Annotated in this window: 13 protein-coding genes; 6 read left to right on the forward strand and 7 right to left on the reverse strand. The window is 71.2% G+C overall.

From position 1 onward, the window contains the following. Positions 1 to 23 precede the first annotated feature (23 nt). From BKA15_RS03175 to BKA15_RS03185, 3 genes are read left to right on the forward strand one after another with little or no spacing between them, the layout of a single operon-like run. Complete coding sequence (locus BKA15_RS03175; protein ID WP_179748061.1) at positions 24 to 1,124, forward strand: mandelate racemase/muconate lactonizing enzyme family protein; 1,101 nt, start codon at positions 24 to 26, stop codon at positions 1,122 to 1,124. Next, positions 1,121 to 1,936, forward strand: coding sequence for a 5-dehydro-4-deoxy-D-glucuronate isomerase (gene kduI / locus BKA15_RS03180; RefSeq protein WP_179748062.1), 816 nt, complete (start codon positions 1,121 to 1,123; stop codon positions 1,934 to 1,936). The genes BKA15_RS03175 and kduI overlap by 4 nt, the downstream gene beginning before the upstream one ends. Next, on the forward strand, positions 1,933 to 2,700 hold the full coding sequence (locus tag BKA15_RS03185) for an SDR family oxidoreductase (RefSeq protein WP_179748063.1): 768 nt from the start codon (positions 1,933 to 1,935) through the stop codon (positions 2,698 to 2,700). Before kduI ends, BKA15_RS03185 begins: the two co-directional genes overlap by 4 nt. A gap of 13 nt (positions 2,701 to 2,713) precedes the next feature. On the opposite strand, the gene BKA15_RS03190 is transcribed toward BKA15_RS03185, so the two are convergent. The 4 genes from BKA15_RS03190 to miaA all read right to left on the reverse strand — a co-directional run bounded on the left by BKA15_RS03190 (position 2,714) and on the right by miaA (position 8,192). After that, a complete protein-coding gene (locus tag BKA15_RS03190; RefSeq protein WP_376766786.1) occupies positions 2,714 to 4,813 on the reverse strand; it encodes an ATP-dependent DNA helicase in 2,100 nt (699 codons plus the stop codon). A 63-nt stretch (positions 4,814 to 4,876) separates the two neighbouring features. Next, a complete protein-coding gene (gene hflX, locus BKA15_RS03195; protein WP_179748064.1) occupies positions 4,877 to 6,370 on the reverse strand; it encodes a GTPase HflX in 1,494 nt (497 codons plus the stop codon). Positions 6,371 to 6,433: 63 nt separating this feature from the next. Next, positions 6,434 to 7,279: a diaminopimelate epimerase gene (dapF, locus tag BKA15_RS03200; protein WP_312878801.1), complete on the reverse strand. Its 846-nt coding sequence runs from the start codon at positions 7,277 to 7,279 to the stop codon at positions 6,434 to 6,436. 4 nt (positions 7,280 to 7,283) lie between these two features. Next, positions 7,284 to 8,192 carry a tRNA (adenosine(37)-N6)-dimethylallyltransferase MiaA gene (gene miaA, locus BKA15_RS03205; RefSeq protein WP_179758199.1) on the reverse strand — a complete coding sequence of 303 codons (909 nt, stop codon included), beginning with the start codon at positions 8,190 to 8,192 and terminating at the stop codon, positions 7,284 to 7,286. A 191-nt stretch (positions 8,193 to 8,383) separates the two neighbouring features. On the opposite strand from miaA, the gene BKA15_RS03210 reads away from it, so the two are divergent. After that, on the forward strand, positions 8,384 to 8,590 hold the full coding sequence (locus tag BKA15_RS03210; RefSeq protein WP_179748065.1) for an antitoxin: 207 nt from the start codon (positions 8,384 to 8,386) through the stop codon (positions 8,588 to 8,590). A 105-nt stretch (positions 8,591 to 8,695) separates the two neighbouring features. Here BKA15_RS03210 and BKA15_RS03215 read toward each other — a convergent pair whose 3' ends face one another. The 3 genes from BKA15_RS03215 to miaB form a co-directional block, all read right to left on the reverse strand. Then, on the reverse strand, positions 8,696 to 10,216 hold the full coding sequence (locus BKA15_RS03215; RefSeq protein WP_179748066.1) for a hypothetical protein: 1,521 nt from the start codon (positions 10,214 to 10,216) through the stop codon (positions 8,696 to 8,698). A gap of 81 nt (positions 10,217 to 10,297) precedes the next feature. Further along, positions 10,298 to 10,825, reverse strand: coding sequence for a ferritin (locus BKA15_RS03220; RefSeq protein WP_179748067.1), 528 nt, complete (start codon positions 10,823 to 10,825; stop codon positions 10,298 to 10,300). A gap of 129 nt (positions 10,826 to 10,954) precedes the next feature. Continuing rightward, positions 10,955 to 12,418 carry a tRNA (N6-isopentenyl adenosine(37)-C2)-methylthiotransferase MiaB gene (miaB, locus tag BKA15_RS03225; RefSeq protein ID WP_179748068.1) on the reverse strand — a complete coding sequence of 488 codons (1,464 nt, stop codon included), beginning with the start codon at positions 12,416 to 12,418 and terminating at the stop codon, positions 10,955 to 10,957. Positions 12,419 to 12,443: 25 nt separating this feature from the next. Here miaB and BKA15_RS03230 point away from each other — a divergent pair, with 25 nt between their 5' ends. Together BKA15_RS03230 and BKA15_RS03235 are read left to right on the forward strand one after the other, a co-directional pair. Further along, positions 12,444 to 13,382 (forward strand): aldose 1-epimerase family protein, encoded by a 939-nt coding sequence (locus BKA15_RS03230; RefSeq protein ID WP_179748069.1) that lies wholly within the window; start codon positions 12,444 to 12,446, stop codon positions 13,380 to 13,382. 75 nt (positions 13,383 to 13,457) lie between these two features. Beyond that, positions 13,458 to 14,297 carry an amino acid ABC transporter ATP-binding protein gene (locus tag BKA15_RS03235; RefSeq protein ID WP_179748070.1) on the forward strand — a complete coding sequence of 280 codons (840 nt, stop codon included), beginning with the start codon at positions 13,458 to 13,460 and terminating at the stop codon, positions 14,295 to 14,297. Positions 14,298 to 14,324: the final 27 nt, after the last annotated feature.

Consider the following 14,324-nt stretch of genomic DNA (forward strand, 5'->3'; position numbering starts at 1 on the left):
TGATCAACCGGCAGAGAGGCATCATGTCCCTTCATGATCACACCGTCGTTTCGGTGGAGACCATCAAGATCACGACCCGTTATCCGCGCACGATCGGTCGTAACGCCAGGCTGGGCAGCCACGGCGACGGTCCGACCAGCGACGCCGCGATCATCAGGACCGACACCGGCCGGGCCGGCTGGGGACTCCTCGCCGGCCCGGCGGCCGATCCGGGCACCGTGGTCGGCCGTCCGGTCGGTGACCTGTTCGACGAGGAGGACGGTGTCCCGGACGAGCACCGGTGGCTCGACTTCGCGCTGCACGACCTGGCCGGCGTCATCCTGGACCAGCCCGTGTACGCGTTGCTCGGCGCCGCCGGCTCGCCGACGGTGCCGTGCTACGACGGCGGCATCTACTTCGCCGACCTGGACCCGGACGACGCGCCGCGCGGCATCGACGCCGTCCTGGGCCACTGTGCCGACGACACCGGCCTCGGGTTCACCGACTTCAAGCTCAAGATCGGCCGGGGCAACCGGTGGATGGAGCGAGAGACCGGCGACGAGCGCGACATCGCGGTGACCCGGGCGGTACGCGCGGCGTACCCCGAGGCCCGGATTCTGGTGGACGCCAACGACGGCTACGACCTGGACGGCTTCCTGCGCTACCTGGACGCCGTGGCCGACTGCAACCTCTATTGGGTCGAGGAACCGTTCCTGGACAGCGCTGCCGACCTGGCGGCGCTGCGGAAACACCTCGACCGGGTCAGCCCGAAGACGCTGATCGCCGACGGCGAGTCCCATCCCGACGTCGACAAGCTGCTGGACATCGCCGCCGACGGCGCCCTCGACATGATGCTGATGGACGTCGTCTCGTACGGCCTGACCCCCTGGCGCCGGCTGATGCCGACGGTGGCGAAGGCCGGCGCGCAGGCGTCGCCGCATGCCTGGGGACTGCCGCTGAAGACCTTGTACGCGGCGCAGCTGGCCGCCGGGCTCGGCAACGTGCCCATCGTGGAAGGAGTTCCGGGCGACACCGTCGACGTGGACACCGGCCGGTACCTGATCAAGGACGGCCTGATCACCGTCCCCGACCAGCCGGGCTTCGGCATCCCCGTCCCGGACCAGCTGAACTCAGGAGCGTCGTGAAGATCCTGCCCGCCACCCATCCCCGCGAGTTCGCCCGGCTGGACAGCACGGAGGTGCGTTCCCGGTTCCTCGTCGAAGGACTCTTCGACGCCGACCGGGTGACCTGGGTCAACTCGCTCGACGACCGGCTGCTGCTCGGCGGCGTCACCCTCGCCGGCGCGCCCTGCCCGGTCACCGCACCGGCCGAGCTGGGCGGCCAGGCGCTCTGCGCCCGCCGGGAGCTGGCCGTCGTACCGCTGAGCGGCCCGGTCACGGTCACCACCGACGGCACCGATCACCGGCTCGATCCGCTGGACGTGCTCTACGTCGGGCTCGGCACCGGCGAGATCTCGCTCGACGGAACGGGACGGGTCTACCTCGTCTCGGCGCCCGCCCATCAGCACTGCCCGACCGCGGTGGCCGACCGGGAGAAGGCGCACGCGACCGAGCTCGGCGAGCAGGAACGCGCCAACCGGCGCACGATCCGGCGGCACATCCACACCGACGGCGTCGCCTCGGCGAACCTGGTGCTCGGGGTGACGACGCTGCATCCGGGCAGCGTCTGGAACACCATGCCGCCGCACACCCATCTGCGCCGTACCGAGGTCTACCTCTACACCGGGCTCGGCGAAGATGATCATGTCGTGCACCTGGCCGGGCCGCCGGAGGACACCCGGCCGATCATCGTCGCCGACGACCAGGCGGTGATCAGTCCCGGCTGGTCGATCCACAGCGGTGCCGGGACGCGGGCGTACTCGTTCATCTGGGCGATGGCCGGGGAGAACCAGGACTACGCGGACATGGACGCGGTCGCCGTCGCCTCCCTGCGATGACCGGGTTCCGGCTCGATCTCAGCGGGCGGCTCGCGCTCGTCACCGGCGCCAACCGGGGTCTCGGGCTCGCGATGGCCGAGGCCCTGGCCCGCGCCGGTGCGGACATCATCGCCGTCAGCGCCACCATCGAGACCGCCGGCAGCGAGGTCGAGCGGCGGGTGACCGCCCTCGGCCGGCGGTGCGACGCCCGCCGGCTCGACCTGTCCGACGCCGACGCGGCCGAGGCGTTCGGTACGGAGCTGGCCCGGCACGACCCGCCGATCGACATCTTGATCAACAACGCCGGAACGATCCGGCGGGCGCCGGCGGCCGAGCACACCCGGGCGGACTGGGAGCACGTGCTCGCCACCGATCTCGGCAGCCAGTTCCTGCTCACCCGGCCGATCGGCCGGTCGCAGGTGGAGCGCGGCTACGGCAAGATCATCTTCACCGCCTCCCTGCTGAGCTTCCAGGGCGGCATCACCGTGCCGGGCTACGCCGCCGCGAAACATGGGATCGTCGGCCTCACCAAGGCGCTGGCCAACGAGTGGGCCGGCTCCGGGGTCAACGTCAACGCGATCGCGCCCGGCTACATCGCGACCGACAACAACGTGGCTTTGCGCAACGATCCGGAGCGGTCCCGGCAGATCCTGGACCGGATCCCGGCCGGCCGGTGGGGCACCGCCGAGGACGTCGCCGGGGCGGCCGTGTTCCTGGCCAGCGATGCCGCCCGGTACGTCCACGGAGCGATCCTCGCCGTCGACGGCGGCTGGCTCGGTCGCTGACGCGAAGAAACGGTCAGGCCGTGCCGGGCGGGGTGGTCAGCCGGCGCAGCGCCTGTACGGCGACCTCGCGGTCCCGGGTCGGCCAGAACGCCGGCAGCGAGGCGCGCAGGAAGCTTCCGTACCTCGCCGTGGCCAGCCGCGGATCAAGGACGGCGACCAGGCCGCGGTCGCTGATCCGCCGGATCAACCGCCCGGTGCCCTGCGCCAGCAGCAGCGCGGCGTGCGTTGCGGCCACCGCCATGAAGCCGTTGCCGCCGGCCTCGGCCACCGACCGCTGCCGCGCCAGCAGCAGCGGATCGTCCGGCCGCGGGAACGGGATCCGGTCGATGATCACCTGGATGCAGGTGTCGCCCGGCACGTCGACGCCCTGCCACAGCGACAGCGTGCCGAACAGCGAGCTCTCCTCCTCGGCGACGAACCGGCGCTTCAGTTCGGTCAGTTGCGCGTCGCCCTGGCACAGGATCGTCTGCTTCGGCAGTTGCTTGCGGACGTACGTCGCGGCGGCCTCGGCGGCCCGCCGGGACGAGAACAGCCCGAGGGTACGGCCGCCGGCGGCCCAGACCAGTTCGGCGATCTCGGCCAGCGTCTGCTCGGCCATCCCGTCCCGGCCGGGCGGCGGCAGGTCGGTGGCAATGTAGAGGATGCCCTGCCGCGGATAGTCGAACGGCGAGCCGACGTCGAGCCCGCGCCACGGCTGGGGCCCCTCTGGATCCTCACCCTCCCGATCATCGGACTCCGCGCCCTCGCCCCCGTTCGGTACGGAGTCGTCCCGCTCCTCCGGCCGCAGCCCGACCGACGCCGCGACCGGCCCGAAGTCGCCGCCGAGCTTGAGCGTCGCCGAGGTGAGGACGACGGTCCGGGCGCCGAAGATGCTGGACCGCATCAGGCCGGACACCGACAGCGGCGCCACGCACGCCTCCCGGCCGGTGCGTTCCCGTTCGGTCACCCAGATCACGTCGTACTGGCTCATCCCGGCCATTCGCTCGGCGATGTCGAAGATCTCCTTCACCGCCGCGGCCGCCTGCCGCTGCTCCGGGTCGGCCTTCTCGCCGCCGCTGGTCAGGTCACTGACGGCGCGCCGAGCCGCGGTCCGTACCGTCGCGCAGGCCAGGCCGAGCGGCGAGTCCGGGTCCTCGATCCGCTCCAGCGGCGACTCGTCCAGGGCCGCCCGCAGCGCGTCCGCCGACTCGAGCAGGTCCAGCGCGACCTCGTCCTCCAGATACCCGGCGGCGCGCCGGCCGACCCGTTCGATGGCCTGCGGGCTCAGCTCTGCGGACGCCGCCCCGGTCACCCGAGACACCAGCTCGTGCGCCTCGTCGATGATCACCGCGTCGTGCTCGGGCAGCGCGGTCTCGCCGTGCATAGCGTTGATCGCGAGCAGCGCGTGGTTGGTGACGATCAGGTCGGCGGCGCGGGCGACGTCGCGGGACCGCTCCACGAAGCAGGAGTCGCCGTAGGGGCAGCGCTGCACGCCGAGGCACTCCCGGACCGGGATCGACACCTGCTGCCAGGCCCGCTCGGAGTGGCTCGGCGCGCCGTCCCGGTCGGCCAGGCCGGTCCGGTCGTGCTCCTCCTCGATCCACTCCCGCAGCCGCAGCACCTCGGCCCCGAGCGCGGACTCCGGCTCGGCCGCCGACCCGGCGCTCGGCAGGGTGTCGGCGAGATCGTCGACACCGAACAGCGCCGCCTGGTCGTCCGCTCCCCCGCTGCGCGCCCGGTACAGGCAGGCATAGTTGGTCCGGCCCTTGAGGACCGCGTGCCGGGGCTGCTTGCCGGTCACCTGCTTGACCGCCGCCAGCGCGGCCGGGATGTCGTTGTCGGCCAGCTGACTCTGCAGGGCCAGGGTCGCGGTCGCGACCACGATCCGGGTCGCCGATCCCTCGACGAGCTTGATCAACGCGGGCGCCAGGTAGCCGAGCGACTTGCCGGTGCCGGTGCCGGCCTGGACCAGCAGGTGACGCCCGGAATCCAGCGCTGCGGCGATGGCGTCGGCCATCTCCACCTGGCCGGGACGTTCCTGGCCGGAGATCCCCGAGACGGCGGCGTCGAGCACCTTCCGGTGTCCCGGTTCCGTCGTCTCGCTCTCCCGTACCTGCGCCGTCGGTTCCGCCACCACCCGACAACCTTAAGGGCCGTGGCCGACAGCCGACCCTTCGACAGGCTCAGGGCACTGAACTCAGCTGGCCGGAGCCACCTGATACGGCTCCAGCATTCCGGCCAGCTGCGCGTTCACGCGGGCCCGGACCAGGCTGCCCTCGGCCTGGTGATCGACATCGAGGAGCTCGCCGGCCTGATGGATCCGATTGACCAGATCCCCACGCTGGTACGGAATCAGGGCGGTCACCTCGATCTCCGGGCGCGGCAGACCGGCTTCCACCCGGGCCCGCAGCTCGTCGATCCCGCGACCGGTCCGCGCCGAAACGATCATGGCGTCCGGATACTGGCTGCGCAGTGTGGTCAGCTGGTCCGGCTCGGCCCGGTCGGCCTTGTTGATCACGATCAACTCGGCCACCTTGCCGGCGCCGATGTCGCCCAGCACCGTACGGACGGCCTTGATCTGACCGACCGGATCGGCGTCCGAGCCGTCCACGACGTGGACCAGCAGATCGGCCTGGGCCGACTCCTCCAGGGTCGACGCGAACGCCTCGACCAGGTCGTGCGGCAGGTGCCGGACGAAACCGACGGTGTCGGTCAGCGTGTAGACCCGGCCGTCGGTCGTCTCGGCCCGCCGGGTGGTCGGGTCCAGGGTCGCGAACAGCGCGTCCTCGACCAGCACGCCGGCCCCGGTGAGTCGGTTCAGCAGGCTGGACTTGCCGGCGTTGGTGTAGCCGACGATCGCCACCGACGGGATCTCGTGCCGGCGCCGTTCGGCCCGCTTGGTCTCCCGGGTCGAGTCCATGTCGCGCAGCGACGCCCGCAGCTTCGCGATCCGGCTGTTGATCCGGCGCCGGTCGGTCTCCAGCTTCGTCTCGCCGGGACCACGGCCGCCGATGCCGGCGCCGCCGCTGGCCCGTCCGCCGGCCTGCCGGGACAGGTTGCCGCCCCAGCCGCGGAGGCGTTGCTTCAGGTACTGCAACTGGGCCAGCTCGACCTGCGCCTTGCCCTCGGCGCTCTTCGCGTGCTGGGCGAAGATGTCCAGGATCAACGCGGTCCGGTCGATCACCTTGACCTTGACCCGGTCCTCCAGGTTGCGCAGCTGAGCCGGGGCCAGTTCGCCGTCACAGATCACCGTGTCGGCGCCGGTGGCCACCACGACCTGGCGCAGTTCGTCGACCTTGCCGCGGCCGATGTAGGTTGCCGGGTCCGGCCGCTGGCGGCGCTGGATCAGGCCCTCCAGGATCTCCGAGCCCGCGGTCTCGGCCAGCAGCTTGAGCTCGAGCAGCGAGTTCTCGGCGTCGACCTCGCTGCCGGTGGTCCAGACGCTGACCAGGACGACCCGTTCCAGCCGGAGCTGGCGGTATTCGACCTCGGTGACGTCGGTGAGTTCGGTGGAGAGCCCGGCCACGCGGCGGAGCGACAGCCGGTCCTCGAGGTCCCACTGCGCTCCGTCGTAGCCGCCACTCTCGTCCTCGGCCACAGCCTCGGGATCAGGCTCGCCACTGGGGTACGGCTCGGGTGCGGTGTCGTCGACGTACGCGTCGTCGAGGGGATTCTCTGCGGCTGATGTCATCGTCAACCCAGACTCTCACGCCGGGGCAAATCCCGACCACCGATTTCGGCCGGCCGGGCCGGATCAGCCTTCCGGCAGGGTGAACTCGCCGTGGCCGACGATCACCGCCGGGCCGGTCAGGAAGGCCTGCTCCACGCCGTCGCCGCCGGCCAGTTCGACCTCCACGGTGCCGCCCGGCACGTCCACCCGGTACGTCACCGGCCGCTCGGCCACACCCTCCCGCTCGGCGGCGGCCGCGGCGACCGCCACGGTGCCGGTGCCGCAGGACAGCGTCTCGCCAACGCCCCGCTCGAACACCCGCATCTCCACGTGCCGCTCGCCGACGATCCGGACGAATTCGCAGTTCACGCCGGCCGGGAAGGCCTCGGCCGGCTCCCAGACCGGCGGCCTGGTCAGGTCGAGGACCGCCGGATCGTCGACGAACGCGACGGCGTGCGGATTGCCCACGTCGACCTTGGTGGCCGGCACGGCCTGGTCCAGCCCGGCCGCGGTGACCTTGACCGCTCCGGGTTCGACGGTGACCGTGCCGACGTCCACCCGGACCCGGCGGTCGGGCAGCAGGGTGGCCTCGCGCACCCCGGACCGGGTCGCGATCGGGATCACCGGCCCGTCGGCCAGCCCGTTGTCGGCCAGGTAGCGGGCGAAGACCCGGACCCCGTTGCCGCACATCTCGGCGACCGAGCCGTCGGCGTTGCGGTAGTCCATGAACCACAGGTCGGGATCGCCATCCCACTCCGCGATCCGGCCCGCCTTCACCGCGCGCAGCAGCCCGTCGCCGCCGATGCCGGCCCGGCGGTCGCAGACGGCCCGCACCTCGTCCGGACTCGGGTCGTGCATGTCCTCTCGGTCCAGCACGATCACGAAGTCGTTGCGGGTGCCGTGGCCCTTGGTGAAGGTCAAGCTGTGCACGGTCTCAGTGTTCCACTGCCGCCAGCGCCAGTGCGCGCGGCACCAGGTCGTCCGCGTCGTACGGGAGCCAGCGGATGCGTGGGTCGCGGCGGAACCAGGCGTCCTGCCGGCGGGCGAACTTCCGGGTCGCGGTGATCGTCGCGTCCATCGCGCCGGCCTCGTCGGTCTCGCCGTCCAGGTACGCCAACACCTGGCGATAGCCGAGCGCGCGGGAGGCGGTCAGCCCGTCCCGGAGGCCGCGGGCGGCCAGCTCGCGTACCTCGTCGACGAAGCCGGCCCGCCACATCGCCTGCACCCGGTCCGCGATCCGGCGGTCCAGCGTGGGCCGGTCCACGTCGAGGCCGAGCATGGTCAGGTCGGGCAGCACCGCCGTGTGCGCCGGCAGGGTCGCCTGGAACGGCTCGCCGGTCAGCCGGATGACCTCGAGCGCCCGTACGATCCGGCGCCCGTTGCGCGGTTCGATCGCGGCCGCGGCGGCCGGGTCGGCCTCGGCCAGCCTGGCGTGCAACGGCTCGGGCCCGTGCTGCTCCAGTTCCCGTTCCAGCTCGGCCCGGAGTGCGGCGTCCGTACCGGGAAAGCGGAAGTCGTCCACGATCGCGCGGATGTAGAGCGCCGAGCCGCCGACGACGATCGGCAGCACCGTCCGGGCCCGGCAGTCGGCGATCGCGGCCCGGGCCAACTCCTGGAACTCGGCGACGGTCGCGGTCCGGTCGATGTCGTAGATGTCCACCAGATGATGCGGTACGGCAGCGAGCTCGGCCGCGCTCGGTTTGGCCGTACCGATGTCCATCCTGCGGTAGACGAGCATCGAGTCGGCGTTGACGATCTCGGCCGGCCGGCCCGCCGCGATCAGCCGCTCGGCCAGCGCCAGGGCCAGCGCCGACTTGCCCGAGGCGGTCGGTCCGACCAGCACCACTGTCACCCGAGCAGTGTGCCGGATCCGGACCCGCGACGCAGACGCGGCGCACGGCGGGGACACTGGCCAGGCGAGTCCGGAAGCGATAGAAAGGGGGCGTACCGCAGGCGTCCGCTTCCATGCGGGGAGGTCACCTGCCGCGCCGCCAGAGTGGTGGCTGGTACCGGAGCAGGAACGGAGGACGGAGTATGGGTATCTTCGACAAGGCCAAGGAAATGCTGGGCGACAACCAGGAAGCGGTCGACCAGGGCATCGATCAGGCCGCCAACTTTGTCGACGAGAAGACCGGCGGGCAGCACTCGGAGCAGATCGATCAGGGTGCCGACTTCGTCAAGGACCAGGCCGGGAACTTCCTCGGCGGTGGCAACCAGGACGAGCCGGAACAGCCCGCCTGATTCTCGCCAGAACTTAGGCCTATCAACGAGGGGTCGCCCCTGGGCGGCCCCTCGCTTCATGCCCGGCCGCTGCAGGCCAGGCCCGCCGCAGCCGGCCCGGCGACGTCAGAGGCGGGCCAGGTTGGCCCGGATGTGGTCGACCAGGCGCTGGCGTTCCTCGGCGGCTTCGCGGGCCGCGGTGTCGGCGAGCTCGGCCCGCCGCACCCCGTCCCGGAGCTGCTGGTTCACCTGGTCCAGACCGGTCCTGGCCGCCTCGGCCGCCTCGTGCCGGGCGCGCAGCTGCATGGCGCACATGACGCCCAGGATCACGGCGGCGATGATCGTCAGGACGGCGAGCACGGTCTGGCCGGTCAAGGCACAGATCAGCGCCAGCACCGCGCAGACCCCGGCCGCGATGCCGAAGCCGTAGAGCTTGCCGGGCGGCAGCTGGCCGGCCTCCTCGACGTTGCGGACGATCTGCTGCCAGCGGTTCTGATCCGGTCCGGCGGCGGTGACCGGGAGCGACCCGTAATAGGTACGGATATCGACCGAGGCCGGCGGCCGGACCGCGACGGTGCCGAGCGGCTCGACGAACGTCTGCAGCCCGGGAGCCACCCAGCGGAGCAAGGTGCGCTGCTCCGGCGAGCCGACCGGCAGTTCCTTGAGGTGGTGCACGAGGCGGTCCAGGGCGTCGACCGGCGCCGGGCCCTGCTCCGACTCCGGACGGGTCCGGCCGGGGTTCTCGATCTGCCAGCGCAGCTCCCGGGCCCGGGCCAGCAACGCGCCCTCGCCGCCGTAGCCGCTGCCGATCAGGGACACGACCAGCCCGCGCAGGCGTGCCCGCGGATCCGCCTCGCCCGCGGTGCTGCCCGCCGCGGCCGGCTTCGCGGGCGGCGGCGACGACTGCGCATCGGGCGACGGGGCCGCGGTCGACTCGGCGAACTGGCCGCGGATCCAGTTGAGGATGAAGTCGTCGTTCGTCACCCCGGTGATCCGCTCGATCGTCGCCCGCCAGCCGGCCGGGTCGGTCCGCTGCAGCAACGGCCGGAACGACGGCTCCAACGACTCCAGCGCCTTCGGGCCGAAGACCCCGGCGACGACGGCGTCCAGCAGGACGACCTGCTGGCCGGTCAGCTCCCGGTCGGTGATCAGCAACTCCGGCAGCCGGTCGGCGACCCGTTCGCCGTGGCCCAGCGCGCCGACCGCGGCGACCACGTACAGCCTGGCCTCCGGCGTGGCAGCGAGGTTCGACTTCCCGGCCTCCGCGTCGCCGCCGACGATCTCGATCACCGTGTTGGTGGCGTGCGGCAGCCAGTAGTCCACGCCGCGCGGGTCCACCGGGCTGGCCGGCAGGCCGTTGGAGAGTTGCTCGATCACGGCCATCACGTCGCGCCGGATCGCCGACGTGTCCGGGTAGCCGGCCAGCTCCTCGCGGACGTCGCCGAGCTCGACGTAGGCATCGAAGGCCTTGGACAGCGCGTTCAGCCGGGTCTCCAGCGACCCCTGCAACTTGGCCAGCTGGCTCTGCATCCGGCTGGCCCGGCTGGCGGCCGCGGACGCCTGGTACGACAGCGTCTCGACCTCTTCGCGGAGCAGCCGGTCGCGGCCGTGCTCGCCGGCCCAGAACCAATCCCAATCGTCAGGCACGGCCGTCATTCTTGCATCAGGCGGCTTGAGCGCCGTGACTCACGCCACGTGCCGGGCGGGATCACCGCCCGGCCGGGACCCTCAGCCGGCGCCCGCGATGGGCGGTGCGGTCGGGTCGGTGGTGCCGCCGGACTGCTCCCGCTGGACGTACTCCTCGATCGCCTCGATGTTGTCCCGGGACCGGTTCACGACAGTCACCAGGTCGCCCATGGTGGCGACCTCCTCGACCTGCTCCTTGACGAACCATTGCATGAACTGGTCGGAGGCGAAGTCGTTCTCCTCGCGGGCGATCTTGGTCAGTTCGTTGATCTGGCCGGTGACCCGTTTCTCCTGTTCCAGCGCCAGTTCGGCGGGCGCGACGATGTCGGCGAACTCGTTCACCGGCTGCTCGACGGCGGGGATCTGCACCGGTGCGCTCTGGTCGACCAGATACTGCACCATCATCATCGCGTGGTCCCGCTCCTCCATCGCCTGCTTGTAGAAGAACTGGGCCATCTGGGGCATCGTCAGGCCGTCGTAGTAGACGGCGCAGGCGATGTACTGCTGGTGAGCGGAGAACTCGTGTCCGATCTGAACGTTGAGCTGCTCCACGAAACGCTCTGCTGGCATCTGTATTGCTCCTGGTCGCTCTGGGTTTGCGCCAGTGACCGTCAGGGGGATGGTCACCCGCGCCCCCATGGTGACACGGCCCACTGACCGTCCGCGGGACCGGACGCGGAACCGATGCGGAGCGTCGCGTCAGCCGACCGGCGCGCCGATTCCGGGCATGCCGAGGGTCACCACCGGACGGTCCGGAACGGCGTCGGCGGGCCGGGCCTGCCGGGCCGCCCAGGCGTCGCCGCCGCGGGTCCGGCGCAGACCGGTGATGCCGTCGTCGGCGGTCAGGTGATGCGGCGCCGCGTACGTGATCACGGCGTCGGCCACGTCGCCCGGCCGCGGCCGCAGTTCCGGATCCTCCGGCACCGCGACGTGAACCAGGCGGTTGTCCCGGGCCCGCCCGGACAGCCGCGCGGTGGCGGCGTCCTTGCGGCCCTCCCCCTCGGCGAACATCACCTCGACGGTGCGGCCGAGCTGGGTCTTGTTCTCGGTCCAGGCGACGTCCTCGACCACCTCGACCAACCGGACGTAGCGCTCCTGCACGACCGGCTTCGGGATCTGGTCGGGCATCGTCGCGGCCGGCGTGCCGGGCCGGATGGAGTACTGGAACGTGTACGACCCCGCGAACCGGGCCGCCCGGACGACGTCCACCGTCGCCTGGAAGTCCTGCTCGGTCTCGCCGGGGAAGCCGACGATGATGTCGGTGGTGATCGCGGCCTCCGGCATGGCGGCACGGACCTTGTCGATAATCCCGAGATAGCGCTCGCTCCGGTAGGAGCGGCGCATCCGGCGCAGCACGGCGTCCGAGCCGGACTGCAGCGGCATGTGCAGCTGCGGCATCACGTTCGGCGTCTCCGCCATCGCGGCGATCACGTCGTCGGTGAAGTCCTTCGGGTGCGGCGAGGTGAACCGGACCCGGTCCAGGCCCTCGATCTCGCCGCAGGCCCGGAGCAGCTTGGCGAACGCGGCCCGGTCGCCGAACTCGACCCCGTACGCGTTGACGTTCTGGCCGAGCAGGGTGATCTCCTGGACACCCTCGGCGACCAGCGCGCGGACCTCGGCCAGGATGTCGCCGGGCCGCCGGTCGGTCTCCTTGCCGCGCAGCGCCGGCACGATGCAGAACGTGCAGGTGTTGTTGCAGCCGACGCTGATCGAGACCCACGCCGCGTACGGCGAGTCGCGCCGGGTCGGCAGCGTCGACGGGAAGGTCTCCAGCGACTCCTTGATCTCCACCTGAGCTTCGGACTCGATCCGGGCCCGCTCCAGCAGCACCGGCAGCGAGCCGATGTTGTGAGTGCCGAACACGACATCCACCCAGGGCGCCTTCTGCACGATGGAGTGCTGGTCCTTCTGGGCCAGGCAGCCGCCGACGGCGATCTGCATGCCGGGGTGCGCCTTCTTGGTCGGCAGCAGGTGACCGAGGCTGCCGTACAGGCGGTTGTCGGCGTTCTCCCGGACCGCGCAGGTGTTGAAGACGACCACGTCCGCCTGGCTCTCGTCGCCGGCGCGCCGGTAGCCCGCGTCCTCGAGCAGCCCGGACAGGCGCTCGGAGTCGTGGACGTTCATCTGGCAGCCGTAGGTGCGGATCTGGTAGGTGCGCGACATGATGGTCCTAGGGTAATGCCGCCCGATGGGCGGGCCGGACCGGCGGACAGTAGAGTTGCGGCCCGTGACGTACCCCACCGGCGAGCAGTACGAGATCGGCTCCGGCGACCATCGGGCGGTGATCACCGAGGTCGGCGCGACGCTGCGGACCTACCGGGTGTCCGGCCGCGACGTGGTCCGCGGCTTCGACGAGCACGAGGTGATCCACGGCGGCCTCGGCCAGCAGTTGCTGCCCTGGCCGAACCGGATCCGTGACGGCCGCTATCCGTACGAGGGCGTGACGCAGCAGCTGGCGCTCACCGAGCCGGACCGGAACAACGCCATCCATGGCCTGGTCCGGCACGTGCCCTGGACGCTGGTCGAGCTGGGCGCCGACCGGGTGGTGCAGCGGGTCCGGGTCTTCCCGCAGCCGGGCTGGCCCGGGACCGTCGAGGCGACGATCGGGCACAGCGTCTCCGAGGCCGGGCTGCTGGTCGAGGTGTCGGTGACCAACATCGGCGACGTCCCGGTGCCGTTCGGTTATGCCGCGCATCCGTACCTGACCGTCGGGGAGTCGACGGTCGACGAAGTGTCGGTGACGCTGCCCGCGGCCCGCTATCTGGAGGTGGACGACCGGCTGCTGCCGATCGAGCTCCGGCCGGTCGCCGGGACCGACTACGACCTGCGCGCCGGCGATCCGCTCGGCGACGTGAACCTGGACACGGCGTTCACCGATCTGGCCGGCGAGGGCGGCACCTGGTCGGTCCGGCTCGAACTCGGCGACCGCTGGGCGGAGCTGTGGGCCGAGGCCAAGTTCGGCTGGCTGCAGGTCTACACCGGCGCCGACCGGCGGGACCTCTCGATCGCCGTGGAACCGATGACCTGCGGCCCGGACGCCTTCAATCCGGGCGTCACTCACGACGACGTGATCGTGCTCCGGTCCGGCGACTCGTTCGCCGGTCGCTGGGGCATCCGCGGCGCCTGATGACGCAGTGGGCCGTAACCGAATTTCAACACGAAATTCCCACCTCGTGCCGAGGTGGTCGAATAGGGTCAGGCCATGACCGAAACCGGTGAAACCGTTCCGGCCGAGCCGGCAAGCGACAACGGAGTCGACCTGACGGACCCGACCGTCGGAGACTCGGTCGCCCCGCGACAGCTCGGCGGGCCGCTGGTCGTCCTCGACGGCGTGAACAAGTATTTCGGTCAACTGCACGTGCTCCAGGACATCAACCTCACCGTCAATCAGGGTGAGGTGGTCGTGGTGATCGGCCCGTCCGGCTCCGGGAAGTCGACGCTGTGCCGGGCGATCAACCGCCTGGAAACGATCAAGGACGGATCGATCTCGATCGACGGCAAACCCTTGCCCAGTGAGGGTAAGGAGCTGGCGCGGCTGAGGGCGGACGTCGGGATGGTGTTCCAGGCGTTCAATCTCTTCGCGCACAAGACGATCTTGGAGAACATCACGCTCGGGCCGATCAAGGTGCGCCGGACTCCGAAGCGGACGGCGGAGGCGCGGGCCCGGGAGCTGCTGGACCGGGTCGGCGTCGCCAATCAGGCGGACAAGTACCCGGCGCAACTGTCCGGCGGGCAGCAGCAGCGGGTCGCGATCGCCCGGGCGCTGGCCATGGAGCCCAAGGTGATCTTGTTCGACGAGCCGACCTCCGCGCTCGACCCGGAGATGGTGAACGAGGTACTGGAGGTCATGGTCGACCTGGCCCGCCAGGGCATGACCATGATCGTCGTCACGCACGAGATGGGGTTCGCCCGCAAGGCGGCCAACCGGGTGATCTTCATGGCCGACGGGGCCATCGTCGAGGAGGCGGACCCGGACACGTTCTTCACCGCACCGAAGAGCGAACGCGCCAAGGATTTCCTGGGCAAGATCCTGACCCACTGACCGAAACCGAACCATCGGCCAGGCCGG

The sequence above is a fragment of the Microlunatus parietis genome (assembly GCF_013407955.1).
GTDB lineage: Bacteria > Actinomycetota > Actinomycetes > Propionibacteriales > Propionibacteriaceae > Microlunatus > Microlunatus parietis.

What these genes read in the sequence shown, in the direction of transcription:
- BKA15_RS03175 (WP_179748061.1), top strand. Translation starts at nt 24, where the DNA reads ATGTCCCTTCATGATCACACCGTCGTTTCGGTGGAGACCATCAAGATC.
- BKA15_RS03185 (WP_179748063.1), top strand. Translation starts at nt 1,933, where the DNA reads ATGACCGGGTTCCGGCTCGATCTCAGCGGGCGGCTCGCGCTCGTCACC.
- hflX (WP_179748064.1), bottom strand. Translation starts at nt 6,370, where the DNA reads ATGACATCAGCCGCAGAGAATCCCCTCGACGACGCGTACGTCGACGAC.
- BKA15_RS03210 (WP_179748065.1), top strand. Translation starts at nt 8,384, where the DNA reads ATGGGTATCTTCGACAAGGCCAAGGAAATGCTGGGCGACAACCAGGAA.
- BKA15_RS03220 (WP_179748067.1), bottom strand. Translation starts at nt 10,825, where the DNA reads ATGCCAGCAGAGCGTTTCGTGGAGCAGCTCAACGTTCAGATCGGACAC.
- miaB (WP_179748068.1), bottom strand. Translation starts at nt 12,418, where the DNA reads ATGTCGCGCACCTACCAGATCCGCACCTACGGCTGCCAGATGAACGTC.
- BKA15_RS03230 (WP_179748069.1), top strand. Translation starts at nt 12,444, where the DNA reads ATGGGCGGGCCGGACCGGCGGACAGTAGAGTTGCGGCCCGTGACGTAC.
- BKA15_RS03235 (WP_179748070.1), top strand. Translation starts at nt 13,458, where the DNA reads ATGACCGAAACCGGTGAAACCGTTCCGGCCGAGCCGGCAAGCGACAAC.